Raw genomic sequence first — 22,714 nt, forward strand, 5'->3', positions numbered from 1 at the left:
TCGGGAAAACCCCGAATTTTAGGCCTTTGTGGCGGCAGGCCGCACCAGCACCGCAGCGGAGGTGCGATGCGAGGCGGTATCGACCAGGATCAGCGAGCCCAAGGTGCGCGACTGGGTGAAGGGCAGCACGGCGAGCGGCTGCTGCAGCGACAGCACCACGTCGCCGATGGCGTTGGCTTCGAGCTTGTCGGTCGGCTCGGCGTCGAGGGTCGTGATGTTCACGCGGTCGATGATGCGCGCCACCTTGGCCTTGACCCAGCGATGGCCCTGCAGCGCCCAGTAGACCCGGCCGGCGACCAGCGGCTCGTCGTCGAGCCAGGCCACCGTGGCGGTGATCTCGCGCACCGGCTCGAAGGCGTCGGGCGCCAGCAGCCAGTCGCCGCGCGAGACGTCGAGTTCGCGGTCGAGCACGATGCCGGCGCTGTGGCCCGCATGCACGGCCTTGGGCTCGCGCGTGTGGCTCAGCACCTGGGCCACGGTGGCGTGCTGGTTGCTCGGCAGCACGGCGATGCGCTGGCCGGGCTCGATGTGGCCGCTGGCGACCCGGCCCCAGAACACGCGGCGGCCGCGCGAGGTGTCGGCCGAGGCCGAGAACTTCTCGACCCATTGCACCGGGAAGGCGAAGGGCACGGCCTCGTCCTGCGCGGTGACCGGCAGCTGCTCGAGCAGTTCGAGCAGGCTCGGGCCCTTGTAGCCGGCCCAGTCGGGGTGGCGCGACGCCACGTTCCAGCCCTTGAGCGCGGAGATCGGCACCGTGGCGGCGACCTGCACGCCAGCCGCTTCGGCGAAGTTCGCGAGCGCCTCCGAAATCCGTTCGAAAGCCAGCTCGGCATCGTCGATGGCATCGAGCTTGTTGACCGCGAACACGATCGACTGCACGCGCAGCAGATGGCACAGCAGGGTGTGGCGGCGGGTCTGCGGAAGCAGCTCGCGACGGACCACTTCGCCGTCGCCGACCTCGGCGGCCCAGGCCAGCTTGGTCGCATCAACCAGCACCACGGCGGCGTCGGCGCTCGATGCGGCCGTGACCATGTTGCGCGTGTACTGCTCATGGCCCGGCGCGTCGCCGATCACGAACTTGCGGTGCGCGGTCGAGAAGTAGCGGTAGGCGACGTCGATCGTGATGCCCTGCTCGCGCTCGGCCGACAAGCCGTCGGTCAGCAGCGCCAGGTCGGTCTCGCCGCCGCGCTGCACGCCGGCCAGCTGGTCCTGCAGCACGGTCTTGCTGTCGACCAGCAGGCGGCCGATGAGGGTGCTCTTGCCGTCGTCGACGCTGCCGCAGGTGATGAAGCGCAAGGCGGCGCCGGTCTCGGCGTGAAGGGCGGTGGACGCCGGGGAGGGGGTCGCGATCGTCATCAGAAGTAACCGTCTTTCTTGCGCTTTTCCATCGAGGCTTCGGAGGTCTTGTCGTCCATGCGGGTCGCGCCGCGTTCGCTGACATCGGCCGCCAGCGTCTCGACCACGACGTCGCCGGCATCGGCCGCCAGGCTGTCGACCGGGCAGGTGCAGGTGATGTCGCCGACGGTGCGGAAGCGCACGTCGCGCACTTCGACCTGCTCGCCATCGCGCGGCGGCGTGAGCGCGGTCACCGGCACCAGCAGGCCGCGGCGCTCGACGACTTCGCGCTTGTGCGTGTAGTAGATCGAGGGCAGGGCGATCTGCTCGCGCTCGATGTACTGCCAGACGTCGAGTTCGGTCCAGTTCGAGATCGGGAAAACGCGGAAATGCTCGCCCGGTGCCAGCCGCGTGTTGAACAGCGTCCACAGCTCGGGCCGCTGGTCCTTGGGCTGCCATTGGCCGAAGCTGTCGCGGTGCGAGAAGATGCGCTCCTTGGCGCGCGCCTTCTCCTCGTCGCGGCGGGCGCCGCCGATCAGCGCGTCGAAGCGGAATTCCTCGATCGCCTCGAGCAGGGTCACCGACTGGTGGACGTTGCGCGATTCGCCCGGGTGGGCGAGGCGCACCGTGCCGCGCTTCATCGAATCCTCGACGTTGCGCACGATCAGCTCGGCGCCGAGTTCCTTGGCGCGTTGATCGCGGAAGGCCGTCACCTCAGGGAAGTTGTGGCCGGTGTCGATCATCAGCAGCGGATACGGGATGCGGCCGGCGCCGAAGGCCTTCTCGGCGCACTTCAGCAGCACCAGCGAATCCTTGCCGCCCGAGAACAGCAGGGTCGGCCGTTCGAAGGAGGCCGCGACCTCGCGCAGGATGAAGATGGTTTCTTCTTCCAGCGCGTCGAGCTGGGTGTTGGACAGGTGGGCCAGCGTCTGTGCGGTCGACAGCAGCAGGTCGGGTTCGGTTCGGGCGTTCATCGGGTGCGATCTTGAATGCGGGGAATCGGTGCGGCGTTGGCGCTCAGTGCGCGAGATGCAGTCCGCACTCGCGGTTGTCTTCGCCCTTGGTCGGGTCCACGTAGTCGAAGTTGTTGGGCAGGCCATGCGCCTCGCAGTAGGCGTACAGGTCCTTCGACGACCAGTGCAGCAGCGGCGCGACCTTGATCAGGCCGTCCGGATTGACGCTGACCGGGTCCATCTGCGCGCGCACGGCCGTGTCGGTGGCCCGCAGCGCGGTGAACCAGACTTTCGGCGCGGTCTCGCGCAGGGCGCGGGCGAAGGGCTCCAGCTTGACCTCTTCCGTGAAGGCGGCGTGGCGCGGATCGTCGAGTGCCGGCGTCGGGCCTTCCACCGCCTCGCGATGCGCCCGCGAGCGGCGCGGCAGGTAGATGTGCAGGTCGAGCCCCAGCTGCTTCGTCACTTCATCGGCGAAGCGGTAGGTGGCCTCGGTGTTGTAGCCGTTGTCCATCCAGACCACCGGCACATCGGGCTTCGCGCGCGTGACCATGTGCAGGATCACGGCCTCGAAGGGGCGGAAATTGGTGGTGACGATGGTCGGCTGGCCGAGGCCGATGGCCCAGTCCACCAGCCCCTCGGCGTTGCGGCCGAGGTCGGTGTTGATGCGTGCGAGGTCGATGCTCATGCCGAAGGCTCCGATGCGGGCTCGGGTGCCGCGACGAAATGCGGCGCGGCCTGCACTGCGTCGCCCTGGTAGAAGGCGGCGAAACGGTCGAACTGGCGCTGGGCGGCGGAGGCGTCGACGCCTTCCTTGAGCACGGCGCTCGAGAAGCCGGTGCGCTGCATCTGCACCAGCTGGTCGATCAGCACGTCGCCGGTGGCGCGGATGTCGCCCTTGAAGCCCAGGCGGCGGCGCAGCAGGAAGGCCTGGCTGTAGGCACGGCCGTCGGTGAATTTCGGGAAGTCGAGGTCGATGCGCTCGACGTCGTCCAGGCAGACCTCGATCGCCAGCGGATCGGCATCGTTGGGCAGCTGCAGCACGGTCGGGTCGCCGTTGTCGACATGGTCTTCGGCGGCGATCAGCGTCAGGGTGCGGTTCATGCGGCCACCTCGACCTTGAAGCGGGCGCCGTTGGCGGCGGCCTTGAAGGGTTCGATGCCGACCCGGCGCAGCGCGTCGATGAAGGTCTCGCCGGCTTCGCGGGTGTCGCGGTAGGTGTTGAGCACGGCCTCGATCACGTCGGGCACTTCGGCTGCCGAGAACGACGGGCCGACCACCTTGCCGGCCTGCGCCGCGCCGCTGAGGAGCGAGCCGTCGGAGCCGCCGAGCGTGACCTGGTACCACTCCTTGCCGTCCTTGTCGACGCCGAGGATGCCGATATGGCCACTGTGGTGGTGGCCGCAGGAGTTGATGCAGCCGCTGATGTGGAGGTCGATCTCGCCGAGGTCGTCGAGTTCGTCGAGGTCCTGGTAGCGCTCGGTGATGGCTTCGGCGATCGGGATCGAGCGCGCGTTGGCCAGGGCGCAGAAGTCGCCGCCGGGGCACGCGATCATGTCGGTGAGCAGGTGGACGTTGGCGCTGGCGAAGCCGGCCTCGCGGGCGTTCAGCCACAGCGCGTGCAGGTCCTCGGCATGCACCCAGGGCAAGAGCAGGTTCTGGTCGTGCGTGACGCGCACCTCGCCGGCGCTGAAGCGATCGGCCAGGCGGGCGGCGGTGTCGAGCTGTTCGGCCGAGGCATCGCCGGGCGCCTGCAGGCGGCGCTTGAACGACAGCGTGACCGCGCGCAGCGCGGGGTTCTGGTGCGGCGCCACGTTGCGCGCCAGCCAGCGCGCGAACATGACGTCGTCGGCGGCCTGCGCGCGCAGGTCGGCATCGGTGGCCTCGGCGCTGCGGAACACGCGGGTAGCGAGCTGCGGCGGCACGAAGGAGGCGCTGACGCGGTCGAGCTCGGACTGGGTGATGGTGTGCGGCGCGCCGTCGTGCTCGATGACCTGCTTGTACTCGGCCTCGACGTCGTCGATGTAGCGCTGGCCCTCGGCCTTGACCAGGATCTTGATGCGCGCCTTGTAGATGTTGTCGCGCCGGCCGTAGCGGTTGTAGACCCGGATCACCGCTTCGAGGTAATTCATGATCTGGTTCCAGGGCAGGAACTCGCGCAGCACGGTGCCGATGATCGGCGTGCGGCCCATGCCGCCGCCCACCTGCACCCGGAAGCCCAGCTCGCCGGCCTCGTTCTTGACCAGGTGCAGGCCGACGTCGTGCCAGCCAGTGGCGGCGCGGTCTTCCTTGGCGCCCGTGATCGCGATCTTGAACTTGCGCGGCAGGAAGGCGAACTCAGGGTGCAGCGTGCTCCACTGGCGCATGATCTCGGCGAAAGGGCGCGGGTCGGCGATCTCGTCGACCGCGATGCCGGCGCGCTCGTCGCTCGTGATGTTGCGGATGCAGTTGCCGCTGGTCTGGATGCCGTGCATGTCGACCGAGGCCAGCAGGTCCATCACGTCGGCCGACTTGGCCAGCGGGATCCAGTTGTACTGGACGTTCTGGCGCGTCGTGAAGTGGGCGTAGTGGGTCGGCAGCTTGTGCGTCCCGAGCTTGCCTTGCGTGGCCAGCGCGTGCTTGTAGACCTCGGCCTCGGGCTCGTCGTACTCGCGGGCGATCTTCGCCAGCACGCGCAGCTGGCGGCTCGACAGTTCGCCGTAGGGCACGGCCACCCGCAGCATCGGCGCGTAGCGCTGGACGTACCAGCCGTTCTGCAGGCGCAGCGGCCGGAACTCGTCCTCGGCGAGCTTGCCGCTCTGCCATCGCTCCAGCTGGTCGCGGAATTGCGCGGCACGCAGGTGCACGAACTGGCGGTCGAAATCTGTGTATTGGTACATCGTGTGTCAGTTGCTGGAAGGCGGCGCGTCCACCACCCGTCAAAGCGAGCGTGGAATGTAAAAGCGAGCCTTATGGAAACAAACTATTTTTTGGTTCGCGCCTTATGCGGATAAGCTTATTCGCCAGTCCCCATGCGGGTTTGCGGGCGATTGGATGGCTTTTCCGGATAAGGCGGAAACGGCCGGAACCGCCCAATTCTAGGAAAGGCAGCGGCCTCCTGCAGGGCACCGGCCCGGCGGCTATTGGGTTGCCGTGATTCCGCCGTCGAGGTACAGCACCTGGCCGGTGACGAAGGACGCCGCCGGGGCGCAGAAAAAGACTGCCGTGCCGGCGATGTCGACCGGCTCGGCGACCCGGCCAAGCGGAATGCGTGCCAGCAGTTGCTCGTGCGTCGCGGGGTTGTCGAGCCAATGGCGCGCCATGTCGGTGCGCACCACGGTCGGCGCGATGCCGTTGACGGTGATCCCGTGGGGCGCCAGTTCGGCCGCGTGCTGGCGGATCAGCATCACCAGGGCGCCCTTGGTGCTCGCATACGCCGAGTAGCCGCGCCCGCGCAGGCCGAAGCGTGAGCGCACCGACAGCAAGTGCAGCTGAGCGCCGCCCCGGCCGCCCGCGATCTGGTGTCTGGCGGCCGCCTGGGCCAGGAACATCGCTGACTTCAGGTTGACCTGGGTCACTTCGTCGAAGGCCTCTTCCGTGACCTCGAGCAGAGCCTGCTCGCGCTGGATGCCGATGCAGTTCATGAGGATGTCGAAGCGCCCGAAGTGCGCGGCCGCACGGTCGACCGACCCTTGCATGTCGGCCACGGAATGCGCGTCCATCGCCAGGCCGAGCGCCTCATGGCCCGCCGCGCGCAGCGAGGCCGCCAGCGCCTCGGCCTTGTCGCCGTCGCGCCCTGCGACGGCGACCCTGGCGCCGGCCAGTGCCATCGCCCAGGCGATCGCCTCGCCGATGCCGCCGTAGCCGCCGGGGATGAACGCGACCTTGCCTTCGAGGCTAAACTGGCCGGCGAGGGCGCGCGGGAAGTCGATGCGGGGCGTCAGTGGGTCCATCGGTTCAATCCATCAGCAGTCCGCCGTTGAGGTCGATGACCTCGCCGGTGATGAAGCCGGCCAGCGGCGAGGCGAGGAAGCGCACCACGTGCGCGAATTCCTCGGGCTCGCAGAAGCGTCCGACCGGGATATCCCGCAGCAGGGCCTGGCGCTGCGCCTCGCTCAGTTGCTCGGTGATCATCGGCGTCTTCACGTAGGCCGGCGAGATGCCGTTGGCCGTGACGCCAAAGGCGGCCAGCTCGCGCGCCAGCGAGAAGGTCAGCGAGGTCAATGCGCCCTTGGACACCGAGTAGGCCGTCCCTGCGGTGAGTCCACCGGTCTTGGCGGCCAGCGAGCAGGTGTTGATGATGCGGCCCGAGCGCCGCGCCTTCATGGCCGGAACCACCTGCTGCGACAGGTAGAAGGCGCCATCGAGGTTGACCGCCAGCACGCGTCGCCATTCGCCCGCGTCGGTGGCCTCGACCTTGTTGTTCGACAGGATGCCCGCGTTGTTGACCAGGATGTCGACCGCCCCAACCGAAGCCGCGATGCGCGCGCATCCTTCGCGCACGGCATCCGGGTCGCTGATGTCGAAGCAGAAGGGCAGGGCGTCGCTCCCCAGGCTTTCGGCGATGGCCAACGTGCGCTCGTGGTGGGTGTCGACCAGCGCGACCGTGCAGCCGTCCTCGAGCAGCGCGCGGGTGGCGGCCAGGCCCATGGTGCCGGCCGCGCCCGTGACCAGCGCCACCTTTCCCTGCAAGGGCTGGATCAGGGCCTCAGACATCGAGCACGCTCTTCTTTCCGAACAATCCGCGCGAGCGGAAGGTGACGACCCCGATGAACAGCAGGTACATCGACATCAGCGACCACTCCGAGGCGTAGGAGCCCGTGAGGCCGACCACCATGCCGACCATCAGCCCGGCGATCACCGCGCCCCAGAGCGAGCCGACGCCGCCGAGCACGATGATCAGGAAGGCCGGCACCACCGCGTCGACCCCGACGTGCGGCCGGATGCCCCAGATCGGCGCCATCACGACACCCGCGATGGCTGCCAGCGCAACACCGAGCCCGAAGACGAAGAGCCGCAGCCGCTTCAGGTTGATGCCCAGCGCGCGCACCATCTCGCTGTCGTGCGCGCCGGCCTTGATGATCGCGCCGTAGGGGGTCTTCTGCAAAAAAAGCCACAGCAGGAAGATCATCAGCACCGCAAAGGCGCTGGCGAAGAAGCGGTAGCGCGAATAGATCAGGTCGCCCACCAGCAGTGCGCCCGAGATCGCCTGCGGCAGTTGCAGCTGCTGCTCGGAAGAGCCCCACACGAGGCGGATGCCTTCTTCGATGACGAGCGCCGCGCCGAATGTCAGCAGCAGGCCGTAGAGCGGGTCGCGGCCGTAGGTGCGCCGCATGCACAACTCCAGCAGCATGCCGAAGAGGCCGACGAAGATCGGCGCCAGCACCAGCGCCAACAGGTAGCGCAGCGCGATCGGAAGCGCCATGTACGCCGCCTGCATCTCGGGGAACATCCCGAGCTTCGGCGCGATGATGAACAACGCGACGTACATGCCGAGCGCGAACAGCGAGCCGTGGGCGAGGTTGATGGTCTCCATCACGCCGACGATCAGCATGAAGCCGAGCGCGATCAGCGCGAACAGCAGTCCCAGCGTGATGCCGTTGACCAGGTGGGGCAGGAGCTGGAACAGGAAATCCATCGCGTGCATGCCTCGCCGCGTCAGACGTCGTAGCTGGGCGTGGCGTCGTAGCTCTCGAGCTTGCAGGCGGCCGCCGCGTCCTTGTCCACCACGTCCTTCGGGTTGGCCTGCGTCAGGATCTTGAAGATGTCGTCCTTCTCGGCCGGCTTGTCGTTGTAGCGCGCCATGTAGATGGTCTGCTGGCACTGGTGGGTGTCGGCGTCCATCCAGGCGTCGTAGTGCTGCAGGCGGTCGAGCGCCGTCATCCTGCGGCCTTCGAGCTTCTTGATGACCGCGATGTTCTGCACCGTGCCGGCCTCCTCGCAGCAGCGCAGCAGTTCGCGCGTCGCCATGTAGGTGTTGTGATAGACGTTGCCCGGCACCCGGATCGCCATCCCCGGATACTGCTTCTGGTAGGCGGCGACGAACTCCTTCACGCCGGGCAGGTCGAGCCGGTAGTACCAAGTGGTGCCGAAGACGCCGAAGATCGCCTCCGGGCCGAGGCCGTAGACGTCGGGCCAGTCCTGCTGGTTGTTGATCCAGGCCATCGACTCGTTCAGCTTGAGCTGCACCACCTGCTGGCGCAGCGCCTTGATGTCGTCGCCGCCCACCGCGGTGGCGACCACGTTGGGCTTGAGCTGCTGGAGCTTCAGCAGGTAGGCCGAGAAATCGCGCGTGTTCTGCGGCACCAGCAACTCGTCGACGATCTTGCCGCCGTTGGCCTCGACGATCGCCCGCGTGGACTTGGCGGTGTTGTGGCCCCAGACATAGTCGTTGGTCAGCAGCACCCAGTTGCGGCCGCTGGTGGCGATCGCGTTCTTCACGATCGCGTTCGAGAAGTTGGTGCCGTTGCCGTCCCAGACGAACTTGGTCCGGTGGCAGTCCTTGCCGGCTTCGGTCGGCGAACTCGAGTTGGTGTTGAGGAAGACGGTGCCGTACTTCTGCGCCACCTGCGAGATCGCGTTCGACACCCCCGAATGCACGGCGCCGATCAGGAACGAGGCCTCGTTGCGGGTGATCATGCGTTCGGCCACGCGTGAGCCGGTGGCCGGCGTGGTCTCGGTGTCGATGTGGATGGCCTCGATGCGGCGGCCCAGCACGCCGCCCTTGTCGTTGAATTCCTTGATCGCCATCATCGCGCCCAGGCGCTCCTCGCCGCCCGAGGCCGCGTACATGCCCGAGGCGTCCATCGTGAGTCCGATCACCAGCGGCTTTTTCTGCGCCGACTGGGCCCAGGCCCGGTTGTGTTTCCAGGGGCCCATGAACGGGGCCGCGCCGTAGAGGCCGGCGCCGGCGAGCGCGAGCCCGCCACCCTTGAGGAGCGCGCGGCGTGAATCGGAGGTGCTGTCTGTCTTCTTCATGGTGCTTGTCTCCTGCGGGTTTGATGACGGGCGGGGCTAGCGCGGAACGATCTTCACGTCGTTGATCTTTTCCTGCGCCTCGAACAGCGAGGCGATCAGCTTGTCGCCGAAGCCCAGGTTCACGGCCTGGATCAGGCTCTGGTGCGCCGCCTCGCCCATGAAGCTCGCGACCGGCAGGCTCTCGGCCAGGTGGGTGTAGTAGCGCAGGTCTTTCTGTGCGTTGGCGATGACGAACTTGAAGCCGTCGACTGTCCCTTCGGTCAGCGTCTTGGCAGTCATCATCTGGAAGATGCCGCAATTGACGCCGCCCACCGAGACGACGTCGTAGAGACGCTTGAGGTCCAGCCCCGACTTGGCCGCAACCGCGAAGGCCTCGGCGATGCAACTGGCGAAGCTCATCGCCATCATGTTGTTGACCAGCTTGAGCACGTGGCCGTGGCCTGGCGGGCCGACATGGAAGATGTTCTCGCAGAAGGCCTGGAGCACCGGTTCGATGGTCCGGAAGTCTTCCGGATCGGCGCCGACCATGGTGTTGAGCCGGCCTTCCTCTGCCTCTTTCGGCGTGCGGGCCAGTGGCGCGTCGATGAAGCTGACGCCCCGGGCCGCGAAGTCGGCGCGGATCCTCGTGCTCGACGAGGGCTCGGCGGTCGAGCAGTCGACCACGATGAGCCCGGCGCGTGCGGCGCCGAGCAGGCCGTCGGCGCCGTAGACGATCGCCTCCACCTGCGGGGAGCCGGTGACGCAGAGAAAGACGATGTCGACATCCTGCGCTGTCGCCGCGTGGGTGTCGGCCTCGGTCGCTCCGGCGGCGAGCAGGTCCGCGAGGTTGGCCCGGTTGCGGTGCACCTTGAGCTTGACCGGGAAGCCCTTGGCGAGCAGGTTCCTGACCATGCCGTGGCCCATCATGCCGATGCCGATGAAGCCGATCTTTTTCGTCGTCATGTGAAAGTCCTTCGAGAGTTCAAACCAGGCTGGTGGCGTGGCCGGCGCGCGCCTCGCGCCAGAGCCGGATGAGCCGCGCATAGCGTTGCGCGATGTCGTCGATGGCCTCGGCATCGTCGAGCCGGCCGGCGAACCAACCGGCCGCCGCCTCGGCGAAGATCGAGCGGCCGACCGCGAAGCCGCGGCAGATCGGATGCGCGGCCGCGGCCTCGAAGCCGGTGCGCAAGGCGTCCTCGCTGGCCTCCAGGCCCAGCAGCAGCACGCCGCGGCAGTGCGGATCGTGGACGCGGACCATTTCGGCGATGCGCTGCCAGGCCGCGGCCGAGCCGGCGGGCGGCAGCTTCCACCAGTCCGGGCGGATGCCGGCCTCGTAGATCTGCTGCATCGCGCGCGGCAGGGTGCTGTCGTCGGCCGGCAATTCACGCGGCGGAACGACCTCGATCAGGAATTCGTGGAAGGTGGCGACGCTCGCGCATTGCAGTTCGTCGAGATGGCGCAATTGCTCGTCGCGCAGCGGCTGCGGGTCGTCCGGGTGGTAGGCGACCAGGCATTTGGCCACGTGCTCGCCGGGCCAATTGCGCAGCTCCTGCATCAGGGGAAGTCCGGGCTCGAAGCGCAGCGGTCGCGATCCGGGCAGTTCCACCGGGCGCGCCACCCACCAGCCCTTGCCGGTGAGCGAGGGCAGGATGTCGGCGCCGAAGCGGCCGTCGAGGATCATGCCGGCCTCGAGCCGGGAGCCGGGCTCGGCTTCCTGCCGCGCCACGCGCCTGGCGGCCTCGGCCACCAGGCGCTTGAAGTCCTCGATGCGCGGTGCGCCGGCACCATGCCGCGCCGCCAGTTCATCGAACTGCACGCGGTGGTCGAAAGCCAGGATGACCAGCTCGTCCCATCGCCGCGTGCGCGTGGTCACGCGGTGCAGATGCTCGAGCGCCACGTCTTCGCGCAGGCGCCGGGTGTGCGAGCCCACCGCGAGGAAGTGCTGCAGCTCCTGCCAGCTGGCCATCGCCGGCGCACAGCCGTGGCGAGAGACCACCAGGGCACCGCAGGCGTTGGCATAGGTGCAGCAACGGTCGAGCGGCTCGTCCTTGAGCCAGCCGCGCAGGAAGCCTGCCATGAAGGCATCGCCGGCGCCCAGCACGTTGTAGACGTCGACCGGAAAGCCGGGACCGCGCAGGCCGTCGTCGAGCCGCTCCGGAATCGGACCGTCGAACACCACGCAGCCCATCGGCCCGCGCTTCACGACCAGCGTGCCGTCGGTCAGTTCGCGCAGCCGGCGCAGCGCGGCGAGGGTGTCGGAGCTGCCGCCCGCGATGTGGATCTCTTCCTCGGTGCCGACCACCAGGTCGCATGAAGGCACCACCGTCTGCAGATGGGCGCTGACCTGATGCGAGGGCACGAAGCGCTGCTCTCCCATGCCCGGGCTGGTCAGGCCCCAGAGCACGGGGCGGTAGTCGATGTCGAGCACCACACGGGTGCCGGTCTCCCTGGCCAGCTGCACGGCGCGCATGCAGGCGCGATAGGTCTGTGGCTGCGACAGATGGGTGCCCGACAGCAGCAGCGCGGTGGCCGAAGCGATCTGTGCGCCCGTGATGTCGGCCTCGTCGATCGCCATGTCGGCGCAGTTGTCGCGGTAGAAGATCAGCGGGAAGGTCTCGCGGTCCTGGATGCCGAGGAACACCAGGGCCGTCAGGCGCCGCGGGTCGGTCTTGACGTGGCTGACGTCGACGCCTTCTGCGGCCAGCGTCTGGCGCACGAAGCGGCCGTTGTGCTCGTCGCCGACACGCGTCAGCATCGCGGGCCGCAGGCCCAGGCGCGCCACCCCGACCGCGGTGTTGGCGGGCGAGCCGCCCAGGTACTTGGTGAAGCTCAGCATGTCCTCGAGCCGGCCGCCGACCTGCTCGCCGTAGAGATCGACCGCGGCGCGGCCCATGCAGATCACATCGAAAGCACGCGTCATGTCTTCTTCCTTCTCGAAGCGGCTGGCTTGGACGCAGCCTGTTCCGCCAGCAGGTGGCCGGTGCTGACCACCAGGGCCTGCGCCAGGCAAAGCGGCGCCACCAGCGAGCGGAAAGGTTTCGACGAGTCGTCGGCCAGCTCGAAGCAGACGGTGGCCGAGGCCTTGAGGGGCGACAGCGGCCCATCGGTGATGGCGACCACCGAAGTGCCTTGCGCGCGCAGCAGGCGGGCTGCTTCGAGCACGTCGGGCGAGTAGTTGCGAAAGCTCGCGACCAGCAGCACATCGCCCGGCGCCACCGAGCGAAGGCTCTCGCGCAGCATGCCGCCGGCGCCGTCGAGCAGGTGGGTGCGCAGCTCGAGCTGGCTCAGCGCATAGGCCAGGTAGCCCGCCACCGGGAACGCCCGACGCTGCGCCAGCACGTGAATGTGGGGCGCGTCGGCGATCAGCTTGACGGCCGCCCTCAGGTCGGCCTCGCGGACCATGTCCTCGAGCTGGCCCAGCTCGGCGATCGAGTCGCTCGCCAGCTGGTGCAGCACGCCGGCCGGTGCCTGCGCATCGTGGTTCTGCTTGCGCCGGATCTCCACGATGCGCTCGCGGTAGCTTGCCGAGCGCTCGACCAGGTGGCCGCGAAATACCTGTTGCATCTCGGAGAAACCGCCATAGCCGACCGCGTTGGCGAAGCGGATCATGGCGGAGGGCTGGACCTCGGTGCTCTCGGCGATGGCCGCCACCGTGCCCAGTGCGAGGTCGTCCGGGCGCTCCAGCGCATAGCGGGCGATGCGCTGCAGCTGCTTCGACATGCCGGGGTAGGCCTCGGCAATCCGGGTCTTGAGCTGCTCGTAGTTCGCGATCGCGTCCATGTGCTGAAAATAGAATAAATGTTCTTGAATGTTTAAATAATAGAACGTACATTCTGTTTTGTCCAACGGTCCTTGAAAAAATCGGAGACGGAACTTGATGCACCTCGCCGCCGGCCGCGCCGCCCTGTTCCCCGCGCCCCTGGTCCTCACGCTGGCACTGCTGCTGTCGACGCCGCTGTGGGTCGCGCAGGTGGGGCTCTACCAGTACCTGGCGCTCGAAATCATGATCTGGATGATGTTCGCGCTGGGCTTCAACCTGCTGCTCGGTTTCACGGGCTTGCCCTCGTTCGGGCATGGCGCCTATTTCGGCATCGGGGCCTACGCCTTCGGCCTGCTGCAGCTCAGGGTCTGGCCGAACCTCTGGTTCGACCTCGTCGGCGCGGTGCTGGTGGCGACCGTGCTCGGGGCCCTGGTGGCGCTGTTCATCTCGCACAAGCGCGGCATCTACTACGCGCTGCTGACCATCGCCTTCGGCCAGGTCTTCTGGTTCATCGCCAACAAATGGCACACGGTGACCGGCGGCGAGGACGGCCTGCTCAGCATCAAGCGGCTGCCGGCCGATTTCGGCTTCGTCTCGTTCAGCCTCGCGAGCAACGACGCGCTGTTCTATTTCTGCCTGGCGGCGTTCGCGCTGGTGCTGGTCGCCCTCTGGCGGCTGGTGCACTCGCCGCTGGGCAGGGTGCTGAGCGCCATCAAGCAGAACGAGACCCGGGCCGCTTTCGTGGGCTACAACGTCTGGCTCTACAAGTGGCTGGCGTTCACGCTGTCGGCCGGCGTCGCGGGGCTGGCCGGCGCCCTGTTCGCGATGGCGCAGCAGTCGGCCTATCCGAACGTGATGAGCCTGCACAACTCGGGCTTCGTCGTGATGATGGTGCTGATCGGCGGCGGGCTCGTCAGCTTCTGGGGGCCGGTGATCGGCGCCACCTTCTTCATCCTGGCGCGCGACCTGCTGGGCGTCTACACCGAGACCTGGCTGCTCTGGTATGGACTCCTTTTCATGGCGCTGGTGATCTTCAAGCCCGACGGCATTGCCGGCATCTGGCAGGGCTGGATGGCGAGGTGGCGGCGAAGGCCGCCGGGCGCCGCCAGCACCGTGTCCGCCGCGATGCTGGCCGCAGCGGTCCGGGGAGGCGCCGATGAAGCTGTTTGAAGCCCAGGGCCTGTCGAAGCGCTTCGGCGACCAGGTGGTGCTCGAAGACATCACGCTGGCCTGCGACGAAGGCGAACTGGTCGGCATCATGGGCCCGAACGGGGCCGGCAAGACCACCTGCTTCAACGTGCTCACCGGTCGCTATCGGCCCGACCGCGGCAGCGTGCGCTTCGCGGGCCAGGACATCACCGGTCTGGCGCCGCGGGAGATCGCGCGCAAGGGCATCTCGCGCTCCTTCCAGATCATGAATCTCTTCGACGACTACTCGGCACTCGACAATGTCTTGATCGCCACGCCGCACGTACGCCGCCAGGGCTTCAATCCCTGGCGCGACCTGGGCGCCGACAGCACGGCACAGGATCTGGCGGCGGCGGTGCTGGCGCGCGTCGGCCTGGCCGGCAAGGCGCTTTCGCCGGCGCGCAGCCTCTCGTACGGCGAACGGCGCGCCCTGGAGATCGGCGTTGCGCTGGCCGCCGAGCCGCGGATGCTGTTCCTCGACGAGCCGACGGCCGGCCTCGGCGCCGAAGGCACGGCCAGGCTGACCGAACTGGTTCTGCAACTGCGCCGGCAGCTGACGATCATGGTGATCGAGCACGACATGAAGTTCCTGTTCGGCCTGGCCGACCGGATCTCGGTGATCCACTGGGGCCAGGTGATCGCGCAGGGCACGCCGGACGAACTGCGGCGCAACGAATGGGTCGCGCGTTCCAACCTGGGGGTGCTCGCATGAGCCCCCGCCCGGCCGCTCAGAAAGCGCCTCTGACCCTCGATCGCACGCCGCCGCCATTGCTCGCCATCGAGCGCATCGACACCTTCTACGGCGAGACGCAGGCCCTGTTCGGCGTCTCGCTGCGCGTGGACGCGGGCGAAGTGGTCGCGCTGCTGGGGCCGAACGGCGCCGGCAAGACCACCGCGCTGCGTTCGATCCTCGGCCTGACGCCGGCGCGCGCCGGCACCATCCGCTTCGATGCCCGCGACGTGACGCGGGCGTCGACCCATGACATCGCGCGTGCCGGTGTCGGCTGGGTGCCAGACGACCGGCGCATCTTCCCGACGCTGACCGTGGCACGCAACCTCGCGATCGCAGGCAAGAAGTCGCGCTTCCGCGCCTGGACCGAGAAGGAGTGCTTCGAGATCTTCAGCGCGCTCGAGCACCTGATGCATCGCGAATGCGAGAACCTGTCCGGCGGCGAGATGCAGATGGTCGCGATCTCGCGCGCACTGCTGGGCTCGCCCGGGCTGGTGCTGTTCGACGAGCCGAGCCAGGGCCTGGCGCCGAAGGTGGTGCAGGACGTGATGAAGACCATCACGCGGCTGAAGGCCGAGGGCGTCTCGGTGCTGGTGGTCGAGCAGAACGTCCAGAGCGCGCTCGAAGTGGCCGACCGCGTGTATGTGATGAGCCAGGGCGCGATCGTGCACGAGGGCTCGGCCGAGGCCTTGCGCAGCGACGCCGCGCTGCGTCTTCGACTGCTGGGGGTATGACGGCATGAACGCACCGCTGCTCAAGGTCGAGAAGATCGCCAAGCGATACGCCCGCGGCCTGCTGCGGCCGAAGCTCACTTTCAGCCTCGCCGCCGATTTCGAGGTCGCGAGGCCGGCCGTGGTCGGCGTGCTGGGCCCCAACGGCTCGGGCAAGACCACGCTGTTCGAACTCATGACCGGCAGCAACCTGCCCAGTGCAGGGCGCGTGCTGGTCAACGGCCAGGACATCCATCGCGTGCGCACCCGGGAGCGCGACCGGCTGGCGATCCACTACCACCAGTCGTATCAGCTGCGGTCGTTCCAGCGCAGCCGGCCGAACTTCATGCTCGACCATGCGCGCTGCGATTCGCCGCTGGTGCATCTGTTCGACGAGCCGCAGTTCAATACCCAGGACGGCTACATCGGGTTCATGCTCGATTTCTTCCGCACGCTCAAGGCGCGCGGCCGGCTGGTGTTCCTGTGCCTGCATCCGAACGAGCCGTACCACATCGACATCCTGCGCCAGAGTTGCGAGCGATTCATCTTCGTGCAGAAGGGCACGGTCACGCAGATGGCGGACTTCGATTCGCTGATGGCTGACGAACGGGTGCGCGCCTACCTGGGTGCACTCGCCGGTCCCGCGCAGGCTCAGCAGCAGCGCCCGACGCCTTTGCCGTAGCGGCGCTCGATCACCTTGGCGCAGTAGTCGTTGCGCGACAGCACCGGCGCCCCGGGATGCAGCGTGGCCGCGTGCTCCAGGTAGCGCTCGTAGTCGGGCATGCCGAAGACTTGCCGGCAGGCCGAGCAAAGGCTGCGAAAGCGCTGCCCCAGCGAACGCTCGGCGTCCAGGTCGATGGCTTCGTTCACGGCATGGCTCCCTGCGGGCCGCTCATCGGCGGGATCTCCTGCGCCGTCGGCCTGGCTTGCTTCAGCGCCTGCAGGCAGATCTTGGCGGCGAACACGCACATCGCGACCACCAGCAGCACGAAGAAGCCGCAGACCACGGCGTCGAGCGTGTTGTTGAAGGCCACGCGCTGCATCTCGGCGATCGACTTGGCCGGTGCGATCAGCGTGCCTTGCGCGGCCGCATCGCCGAACTTGCGCGCCAGCGCCAGGAAGCCGATGGCCGGGTCGGGGTGGAAGATCTTCTGCACGCCGGCGGTCAGTGTCGTGACCAGCAGCCAGGCGGTCGGCGCCAGCGTGACCCACACGTAGCGTTCGCGCTTCATCTTCACGAGCACGCTGGTGCACAGCAGCAGCGCGATGCCGGCCAGCATTTGGTTGCCGACGCCGAACAGCTGCCACAGCGTGTTGATGCCGCCGAGCGGATCGACCACGCCCTGGTACAGGAAGTAGCCCCAGAGCCCGACGCACAGCAGCGTCGCGACGATGTTGGCGGGCAGGAACTCGGTGTCGCCGAGCGGCTTGTAGAGGTGGCCCAGCATGTCCTGGATCATGAAGCGGCCGACCCGGGTGCCGGCATCGACCGCGGTCAGGATGAAGAGGGCCTCGAACAGGATCGCGAAGTGATACCAGAAGGCCTCCATCGACTTGCCGCCGAAGGCCTGGCCGAGGATCTGCGCCATGCCGACCGCCAGGGTCGGCGCACCGCCGGCGCGCGACAGGATGCTGGTCTCGCCGATATCGACCGCGGTCTGGTTGATGAGCTCGGGCGTGATCGTGAAGCCCCAGCCCGAGATCACCTCGGCCGCGTGGGCCGCGGTGGTGCCGATCACCGCCGCCGGCGCATTCATCGCGAAATAGATGCCGGGGTCGAGCACGCTGGCGGCCGTGAGCGCCATCACCGCGACGAAGGACTCGGCCAGCATGCCGCCGAAGCCGATGAAGCGCATGTGCGACTCTTTCTCGACCATCTTCGGCGTCGTGCCGGACGAGATCAGGGCGTGGAAGCCCGACACCGAGCCGCAGGCGATGGTGATGAACAGGAACGGGAACAGCTTGCCCGAGAACACCGGCCCGCTGCCGTCGATGAAGCGGGTGGTGGCCGGCATCGCCAGCAGCGGCGCGACGTAGTAGATGCCCAGCGCCAGCGCGACGATGGTGCCGATCTTGAGGAAGGTGCTGAGGTAGTCGCGCGGCGCCAGCATCAGCCAGACGGGCAGGCTGGCCGCGATGGCGCCATAGACGATCAGCGCCCAGGCCAGCTGCGGGCCGGTGAGGGTGAACCACGGCGCCCAGGTGGCGCTCTCGGCCACGGCTCGGCCGAGGAAGATCGAGGCCAGCAGCAGCACCACGCCGAACACCGAGGCCTCGCCGACGCGCCCGGGCCGGATGATCCGCATGTAGACGCCCATCAGCAGCGCGATCGGGATGGTGGCGAAAATCGTGAACAGGCCCCAGGGGCTGCCGGTGAGCGCCTTCACGACGATCAGCGCCAGCACCGCCAGGATGATGATCATGATCGCCAGCACGCCGACCAGGGCCAGCGTGCCGGGCACCGGGCCGAGCTCCATCTTGATCATCTCGCCGAGCGACTTGCCGTCGCGCCGCACCGACGCGAACAGCACGATGAAGTCCTGCACCGCGCCGGCCAGCACCACCCCCGAGAGGATCCACAGCGTGCCGGGCAGGTAACCCATCTGCGCCGCCAGCACCGGCCCGACCAGCGGCCCGGCGCCCGCGATGGCCGCGAAGTGGTGGCCGTAGAGCACCCACTTGTTGGTCGGCACGTAGTCCATGCCGTCGTTGTGGCGCAGCGCCGGCGTGACGCGCGTGTCGTCCAGCCGCAGCACCTTGTCGGCGATGAACTTGCTGTAGAAGCGGTAGGCGATGAAGTAGACGCACAGCGCCGCGGTCACCAGCCAGACCGCGTTGACGCTCTCGCCGCGGCCCAATGCCAGCGCCGCGAACGAGAAGGCACCGAGGATGGCGATCGCCGGCCACAGCAGCAGGGAGGTCAGCTTGTTCATGGCGCGGCTCCTGTTGGCAAAGCCGCCGGTTCGGACATGACCGTCGGCATGTCTCCTTCGGCGGCTGCCATCTTCCTGCCGCGGCGGCGCCGGCGCAAGGCGCAGATTGAATCGGATTGCGACTGCCCGGAACGGATAGCGCCTAAGCCATATGGACCCGGACTCGCCCAAGCCCTAAGGTCAGTTAATAGCTAAGTAGTACAAATAACAACCGGGGAGATGCTGTGCATCGGTCGAAAAGAGGACAGCTGGCGAAGCTGAGGGGCGAGATGGTGCGCTGCCGGCTGGCCGTTGCCGCCGCGCGCGAAGAGATGATCGAGTCGCTCGGCGACTTCATGTGCGGCAGCGGCACGCCGCCGGGCCAAGAGGACATCCGGGCGCTCGAGCGCCTCTGCGAAGCGCTGGAGGAGGCCGAGACGGCCTATGCGCGCCGGCTGGCGGCGCCGCCGGAGCATCACCCGGCCGTCTTGCGGCTGCGGGTGGGGTGAATCAGCGGTTCAAAAGGAGCCTACCGTCGAGCCCAGCACGATGACGGCGATCAGCGCGATCAGCGCGCCGACGATGCCGACCATCACGATGTCGAAATAGCTCTCGCCGTGCTTGGTGCCGCAGACCGCCAGCAGCGTGACGACCGCGCCGTTGTGCGGCAGGCTGTCGAGGGTGCCGGCGCCGATCACCGCCACCCGGTGCATCAGCGCCGGATCGAGGCCGGTGGTGGCGGCCAGCTGCATGAAGGTGCCGCCCAGCGCGTCGAGCGCGATCGTCAGGCCGCCCGAGGCCGAGCCGGTGAGGGCGGCCAGGATGTTGGTCGACAGCGCCAGCGAGACCAGCGGCCCACCGCCGATGCCCAGCACCCATTCGCGCACCAGTTCGAAGGCCGGCATGGCGGCCACCACGGCGCCGAAGCCGACCAGGCTGGCGACGCAGACCACCGGCAGCACCGAGGCATTGGCGCCGGCATCGACCGTGGCGCGCAGCGAAGGCAGGCGCTTCCAGTTGAGCGCGACCAGCACCAACATGGCCGCGGCCAGCGCCACCAGCACCGCCCAGACGCCGCCGACGTTGGCCAGGCCGATGCCGCCGAAGCGGGCCTCGGCCAGGTAGCCGGTGTTCATGCGTGGCAGCACCACCAGTGCCATCAGCAGGTTGACGACCACCACCACCACCAGCGGGGCCAGGGCCGCCACGATGCCGGGCTGGCCGCTGCCGTGCTCGCCGTGCTGGACTTCGGCCGGGTCGAAGCTGCCGGCGGTGGTGGCGCGTTCGCGCACCACCGGGTCTTCCGCGGCATCGATGTGGGCCTCCGAGTCCAGGGTCCCGAAGGTCTCGCCGGCCGCGCGGGCCTTGGCCTCGGCGCGCCGCAGCCACCACATCCCGAAGCCCAGCATGATCGCCGAGGCGATCACGCCCAGGCCGGGCGCGGCGAAGGCCGTGGTGCCGAAGAAGGGCATCGGGATCGCGTTCTGGATGGCGGGCGTGCCGGGCAGCGCCGACATGGTGAAGGTCGAGGTGCCGAGCGCGATGGCCGCCGGCATCAGGCGGGCCGGGATGTTCGCGGCCCGGAAGAGGGCCTGCGCCATCGGGGCCAGCACGAAGAAGGCGACGAACAGGCTGACCCCGCCGTAGGTGACCAGCGCACCGGCCAGCACCACCGCGAGCATCGCGCGCTGGGGCCCGAGCTTCTCGGTCATGAAGCGGGCGATGGTCTGGACCGAGCCGCTGTCGTCCATCAGCTTGCCGAACACAGCGCCGAGCAGGAACAGCGGGAAGAAGCTGGCCAGGAAGCCGGCCGCCGAACCCATGAAGGTCTGGGTCCAGTGGGCGAGCAGCGGCTCGCCGGCGAACAGCGCGGCGATCAGCGCCGCGGCCGGTGCCAGCACCAGCACGCTCCAGCCCCGGTAGGAGAGCCAGATCAGCAGCCCGAGGCCGATGAAGATGCCTGCGAGTCCCATGGCTCAGACCCCTTCGAGCAGGGCGTCGAGGTCGAGCGTCGAGCGCTTGCCGATGTCGCCCTTGTGGGCCTCGAGGAAGGCTTGCGCCGAGCGCCGGCCTTCATCGCGCAGCTGGCACAGGAAGGGCCACTCCGAGATCATCTTGGACGAGGCGCCGAGCGCCAGCATGGCGTCGGTGGCGATGCGGTGGATGCGCATCCGGGCCCAGGCGGCGCCTTCGCCGTGCCCCGGGTCGGCCACCTGGTGCAGCAGCGCGATCATGCGCAGCTCCTTGAGCAGCGGCGAATTGAAGGACAGCTCGTTGAGCCGGTTGTTGATCTCGGTGGCGCTGCGCGGAACGCCCGCCCGCTCGACCGGGTTGATCTGGATCAGCAGGGTGTCGCTCGACTGGCATTCGCGGATCAGCGGCGTCATCGTCGGGTTGCCGGCATAGCCGCCGTCCCAGTACGGATCGCCGTCGATCTCGACCGCGTGGAACATGGTCGGCAGGCAGGCCGAGGCCAGCAGCACGTCGGGCGTCAGCTCGGCGTTGCGGAACACCCGGCCGCGGCCGGTGCGCACGTTGGTGGCGGTCACGAAGAGCTTGATCGGCGATGCCGAGAGGCGGTCGAAGTCGATCAGCTCCGACAGGATGCCGCGCAGCGGGTTCATGCCGCGCGGATTGAGGTCGTAGGGCGACCAGAGGCGGGTGGCCAGGTCGGCGGCGATGAAGGCCGGCGAGTTGTCGAGCGTCCAGGTGCCGCTGAGCATGTCCATCCAGCTGCGCTTGAAGGGGCTGTACTTGGCGGCATCGGAAACGCCACGCCAGAACCTGTCGAGCGATTCGCGCGCTCCTTCGGCCCCGCCCGCCGCGTGGCCGCATGCCAGCGCGGCCGCGTTCATGGCGCCGGCCGAGGTGCCAGAGATGCCGTCCAGCTGCAGCCAGGGTTCTTCGAGCAGGCGGTCGAGGACGCCCCAGGTGAAGGCGCCGTGCGAACCGCCGCCCTGCAAGGCCAAGTCGATGGGAAAAGTCTTCAATCAGAACCTCCGAAGTGACGACAGTGTCCCGGCACCGCGTGTCGGAACAGTGTCATCAGCAAGAACCGCGCCCAGGAAAAGGCGTCGGAAGCCACTTTAAGTGCCGGCCGGTCGTTGCGGCAAGGTCTTCGTCGGGCTTGCGGTCGGACGGTTTTTGACGGTCAGCCCGAGATTCGCCGCACCATTACGCTCGCTTCCAGCCCCTCGTAGGCCTCGGGCTCGCCATACCAGCTGCCCGAGATCGGCGCCGCCAGCGCCGGGTCGCGTGCCACGCCGACCCGGATGAGCTGGGCGCCGCCCATAAGGTTGTTGGTGGGATCGAAGGCGATCCAGCCGGCGCCCGGCAGGTAGGCGTGCAGCCACGCATGCGTGCTGCCGGCGCCGCTGACAGCCTGGCCCGGCTCGGCGGGCTCGCCGGTGTCGAGCGCCGCGTCGTAGAGATAGCCGGAGACGAAGCGGGTGGCGATGCCGAGGCGGCGCGCGGCCTCCATCATCAGCAGCGCGTAGTCGCGGCAGCTGCCGCTGCCGCGCGTGAGTGTCTCCAGCGGCGTCTGCGTGCCTTCCTCGTCGCGGGCCACGTAGCGCAGGCTCTGGCCGATGTGCGCGTTCATGCGGGTCAGCACGTCGCGCGTGTTGTTCGGCTGGTCGGTGTGCAGGAACTGGTGGGCCCAGCGGATCAGCGTGCCGTCCGGATCGTCGTGGTGCGGCCGCAGGTAGTGCTCGAGGTCGAGCCGGTCCTCCAGCGAATAAGCGAAGGGCAGCACCTCGGCGGCCGGGTCCAGCGCCAGTTCGTCGATCGGCGTCGGCAGGTGCTCGATGGTGAACGAACAGACGATGCGCAACTCGAGCGCCTCGCCCATCGGCTGCACCAGCGCCACCGAATTGGAGTGCGGGTCGTGGATCATCCGCACATAGGCATCGGGACTCACCACCAGGTCGGTCGCCAGCACCCGCAGGTCGTGGCTGTCGCGCGGCCTGAACATCACGCGGTGCAGCCCGAAGGTGACGGGCGTCTTGTAGCGGTAGACGGTGGTGTGGGTGATGTCGTAGCGGACGGCCATGGGCCATTGTGGACCCGCAAGGGCTGGCTAGGGCCTGTTCACACTACTTCCGGGGATCGCGTTGCCGAGCCAAGGGGCTGGATGCAAGGCGCCCGCGCGCAGCAAGGCTTGCGCCTTGCAAGCGCGGGCAACGCCGCAGACG

The 22,714-nt window shown here is 68.3% G+C and carries 22 protein-coding genes; 5 read left to right on the top strand and 17 right to left on the bottom strand.

Going from position 1 to position 22,714, the window contains the following annotated elements:
• Positions 1-18: 18 nt before the first annotated feature.
• From QTI68_RS35935 to QTI68_RS35990, 12 genes are all read right to left on the bottom strand, one after another.
• Positions 19-1,356, bottom strand: coding sequence for a sulfate adenylyltransferase subunit 1 (locus QTI68_RS35935; protein WP_286528896.1), 1,338 nt, complete (start codon positions 1,354-1,356; stop codon positions 19-21).
• Positions 1,356-2,309: a sulfate adenylyltransferase subunit CysD gene (gene cysD / locus QTI68_RS35940; protein ID WP_286528898.1), complete on the bottom strand. Its 954-nt coding sequence runs from the start codon at positions 2,307-2,309 to the stop codon at positions 1,356-1,358. The genes QTI68_RS35935 and cysD overlap by 1 nt, the downstream gene beginning before the upstream one ends.
• Positions 2,310-2,352: 43 nt before the next feature.
• Positions 2,353-2,973, bottom strand: coding sequence for a phosphoadenosine phosphosulfate reductase domain-containing protein (locus QTI68_RS35945; protein ID WP_286528900.1), 621 nt, complete (start codon positions 2,971-2,973; stop codon positions 2,353-2,355).
• A complete protein-coding gene (locus QTI68_RS35950) occupies positions 2,970-3,389 on the bottom strand; it encodes a DUF934 domain-containing protein (RefSeq protein ID WP_286528902.1) in 420 nt (139 codons plus the stop codon). The genes QTI68_RS35945 and QTI68_RS35950 overlap by 4 nt, the downstream gene beginning before the upstream one ends.
• A complete protein-coding gene (locus QTI68_RS35955; protein ID WP_286528903.1) occupies positions 3,386-5,164 on the bottom strand; it encodes a nitrite/sulfite reductase in 1,779 nt (592 codons plus the stop codon). The genes QTI68_RS35950 and QTI68_RS35955 overlap by 4 nt, the downstream gene beginning before the upstream one ends.
• 240 nt (positions 5,165-5,404) lie before the next feature.
• Positions 5,405-6,217, bottom strand: a complete 813-nt coding sequence (locus QTI68_RS35960) for an SDR family NAD(P)-dependent oxidoreductase (protein ID WP_286528905.1) — start codon at positions 6,215-6,217, stop codon at positions 5,405-5,407.
• A gap of 4 nt (positions 6,218-6,221) precedes the next feature.
• Positions 6,222-6,980 carry an SDR family NAD(P)-dependent oxidoreductase gene (locus QTI68_RS35965; RefSeq protein ID WP_286528907.1) on the bottom strand — a complete coding sequence of 253 codons (759 nt, stop codon included), beginning with the start codon at positions 6,978-6,980 and terminating at the stop codon, positions 6,222-6,224.
• A complete protein-coding gene (locus QTI68_RS35970) occupies positions 6,973-7,911 on the bottom strand; it encodes a branched-chain amino acid ABC transporter permease (protein ID WP_286528910.1) in 939 nt (312 codons plus the stop codon). Before QTI68_RS35970 ends, QTI68_RS35965 begins: the two co-directional genes overlap by 8 nt.
• Positions 7,912-7,922: 11 nt before the next feature.
• Positions 7,923-9,242: an ABC transporter substrate-binding protein gene (locus QTI68_RS35975; RefSeq protein WP_286528912.1), complete on the bottom strand. Its 1,320-nt coding sequence runs from the start codon at positions 9,240-9,242 to the stop codon at positions 7,923-7,925.
• A gap of 36 nt (positions 9,243-9,278) precedes the next feature.
• Positions 9,279-10,184: an NAD(P)-dependent oxidoreductase gene (locus tag QTI68_RS35980; RefSeq protein WP_286528914.1), complete on the bottom strand. Its 906-nt coding sequence runs from the start codon at positions 10,182-10,184 to the stop codon at positions 9,279-9,281.
• Positions 10,185-10,203: 19 nt separating this feature from the next.
• Positions 10,204-12,141 (bottom strand): bifunctional 5-dehydro-2-deoxygluconokinase/5-dehydro-2-deoxyphosphogluconate aldolase, encoded by a 1,938-nt coding sequence (locus QTI68_RS35985; protein ID WP_286528916.1) that lies wholly within the window; start codon positions 12,139-12,141, stop codon positions 10,204-10,206.
• A complete protein-coding gene (locus QTI68_RS35990) occupies positions 12,138-13,001 on the bottom strand; it encodes a MurR/RpiR family transcriptional regulator (RefSeq protein WP_286528918.1) in 864 nt (287 codons plus the stop codon). Before QTI68_RS35990 ends, QTI68_RS35985 begins: the two co-directional genes overlap by 4 nt.
• A gap of 97 nt (positions 13,002-13,098) precedes the next feature.
• Here QTI68_RS35990 and QTI68_RS35995 point away from each other — a divergent pair, with 97 nt between their 5' ends.
• Genes QTI68_RS35995 through QTI68_RS36010 form a run of 4 tightly spaced genes read left to right on the top strand, consistent with a single transcriptional unit; the run spans position 13,099 to position 16,291 of the window.
• Positions 13,099-14,151 carry a branched-chain amino acid ABC transporter permease gene (locus tag QTI68_RS35995; RefSeq protein WP_286528944.1) on the top strand — a complete coding sequence of 351 codons (1,053 nt, stop codon included), beginning with the start codon at positions 13,099-13,101 and terminating at the stop codon, positions 14,149-14,151.
• Positions 14,138-14,881: an ABC transporter ATP-binding protein gene (locus tag QTI68_RS36000; RefSeq protein ID WP_286528920.1), complete on the top strand. Its 744-nt coding sequence runs from the start codon at positions 14,138-14,140 to the stop codon at positions 14,879-14,881. Before QTI68_RS35995 ends, QTI68_RS36000 begins: the two co-directional genes overlap by 14 nt.
• Positions 14,878-15,633, top strand: coding sequence for an ABC transporter ATP-binding protein (locus QTI68_RS36005; protein ID WP_286528922.1), 756 nt, complete (start codon positions 14,878-14,880; stop codon positions 15,631-15,633). The genes QTI68_RS36000 and QTI68_RS36005 overlap by 4 nt, the downstream gene beginning before the upstream one ends.
• Before the next feature lie 4 nt (positions 15,634-15,637).
• Positions 15,638-16,291: an ATP-binding cassette domain-containing protein gene (locus QTI68_RS36010; RefSeq protein WP_286528924.1), complete on the top strand. Its 654-nt coding sequence runs from the start codon at positions 15,638-15,640 to the stop codon at positions 16,289-16,291.
• Here the strand turns inward: QTI68_RS36010 and QTI68_RS36015 are convergent.
• Together QTI68_RS36015 and QTI68_RS36020 are read right to left on the bottom strand one after the other, a co-directional pair.
• Complete coding sequence (locus QTI68_RS36015) at positions 16,261-16,479, bottom strand: YbdD/YjiX family protein (protein ID WP_286528926.1); 219 nt, start codon at positions 16,477-16,479, stop codon at positions 16,261-16,263. The two genes, QTI68_RS36010 and QTI68_RS36015, sit on opposite strands and share 31 nt — an antisense overlap.
• Positions 16,476-18,542 carry a carbon starvation CstA family protein gene (locus QTI68_RS36020; RefSeq protein ID WP_286528928.1) on the bottom strand — a complete coding sequence of 689 codons (2,067 nt, stop codon included), beginning with the start codon at positions 18,540-18,542 and terminating at the stop codon, positions 16,476-16,478. The genes QTI68_RS36015 and QTI68_RS36020 overlap by 4 nt, the downstream gene beginning before the upstream one ends.
• Positions 18,543-18,766: 224 nt before the next feature.
• Between QTI68_RS36020 and QTI68_RS36025 the strand changes: the two genes are divergently transcribed.
• Entirely contained in the window at positions 18,767-19,030 is a 264-nt protein-coding gene (locus tag QTI68_RS36025) for a hypothetical protein (RefSeq protein WP_286528930.1), read from the top strand.
• A 9-nt stretch (positions 19,031-19,039) separates the two neighbouring features.
• Here the strand turns inward: QTI68_RS36025 and QTI68_RS36030 are convergent, their stop codons facing one another.
• The 3 genes from QTI68_RS36030 to QTI68_RS36040 form a co-directional block, all read right to left on the bottom strand.
• Positions 19,040-20,494, bottom strand: coding sequence for a GntP family permease (locus QTI68_RS36030; RefSeq protein ID WP_286528932.1), 1,455 nt, complete (start codon positions 20,492-20,494; stop codon positions 19,040-19,042).
• Between the two features lie 3 nt (positions 20,495-20,497).
• On the bottom strand, positions 20,498-21,511 hold the full coding sequence (locus tag QTI68_RS36035) for a patatin-like phospholipase family protein (RefSeq protein WP_286528934.1): 1,014 nt from the start codon (positions 21,509-21,511) through the stop codon (positions 20,498-20,500).
• Between the two features lie 161 nt (positions 21,512-21,672).
• On the bottom strand, positions 21,673-22,572 hold the full coding sequence (locus QTI68_RS36040; protein ID WP_286528935.1) for a transglutaminase family protein: 900 nt from the start codon (positions 22,570-22,572) through the stop codon (positions 21,673-21,675).
• Positions 22,573-22,714: the final 142 nt, after the last annotated feature.

The organism is Variovorax sp. J31P207, from assembly GCF_030316965.1.
Lineage (GTDB): Bacteria > Pseudomonadota > Gammaproteobacteria > Burkholderiales > Burkholderiaceae_C > Variovorax > Variovorax ginsengisoli_B.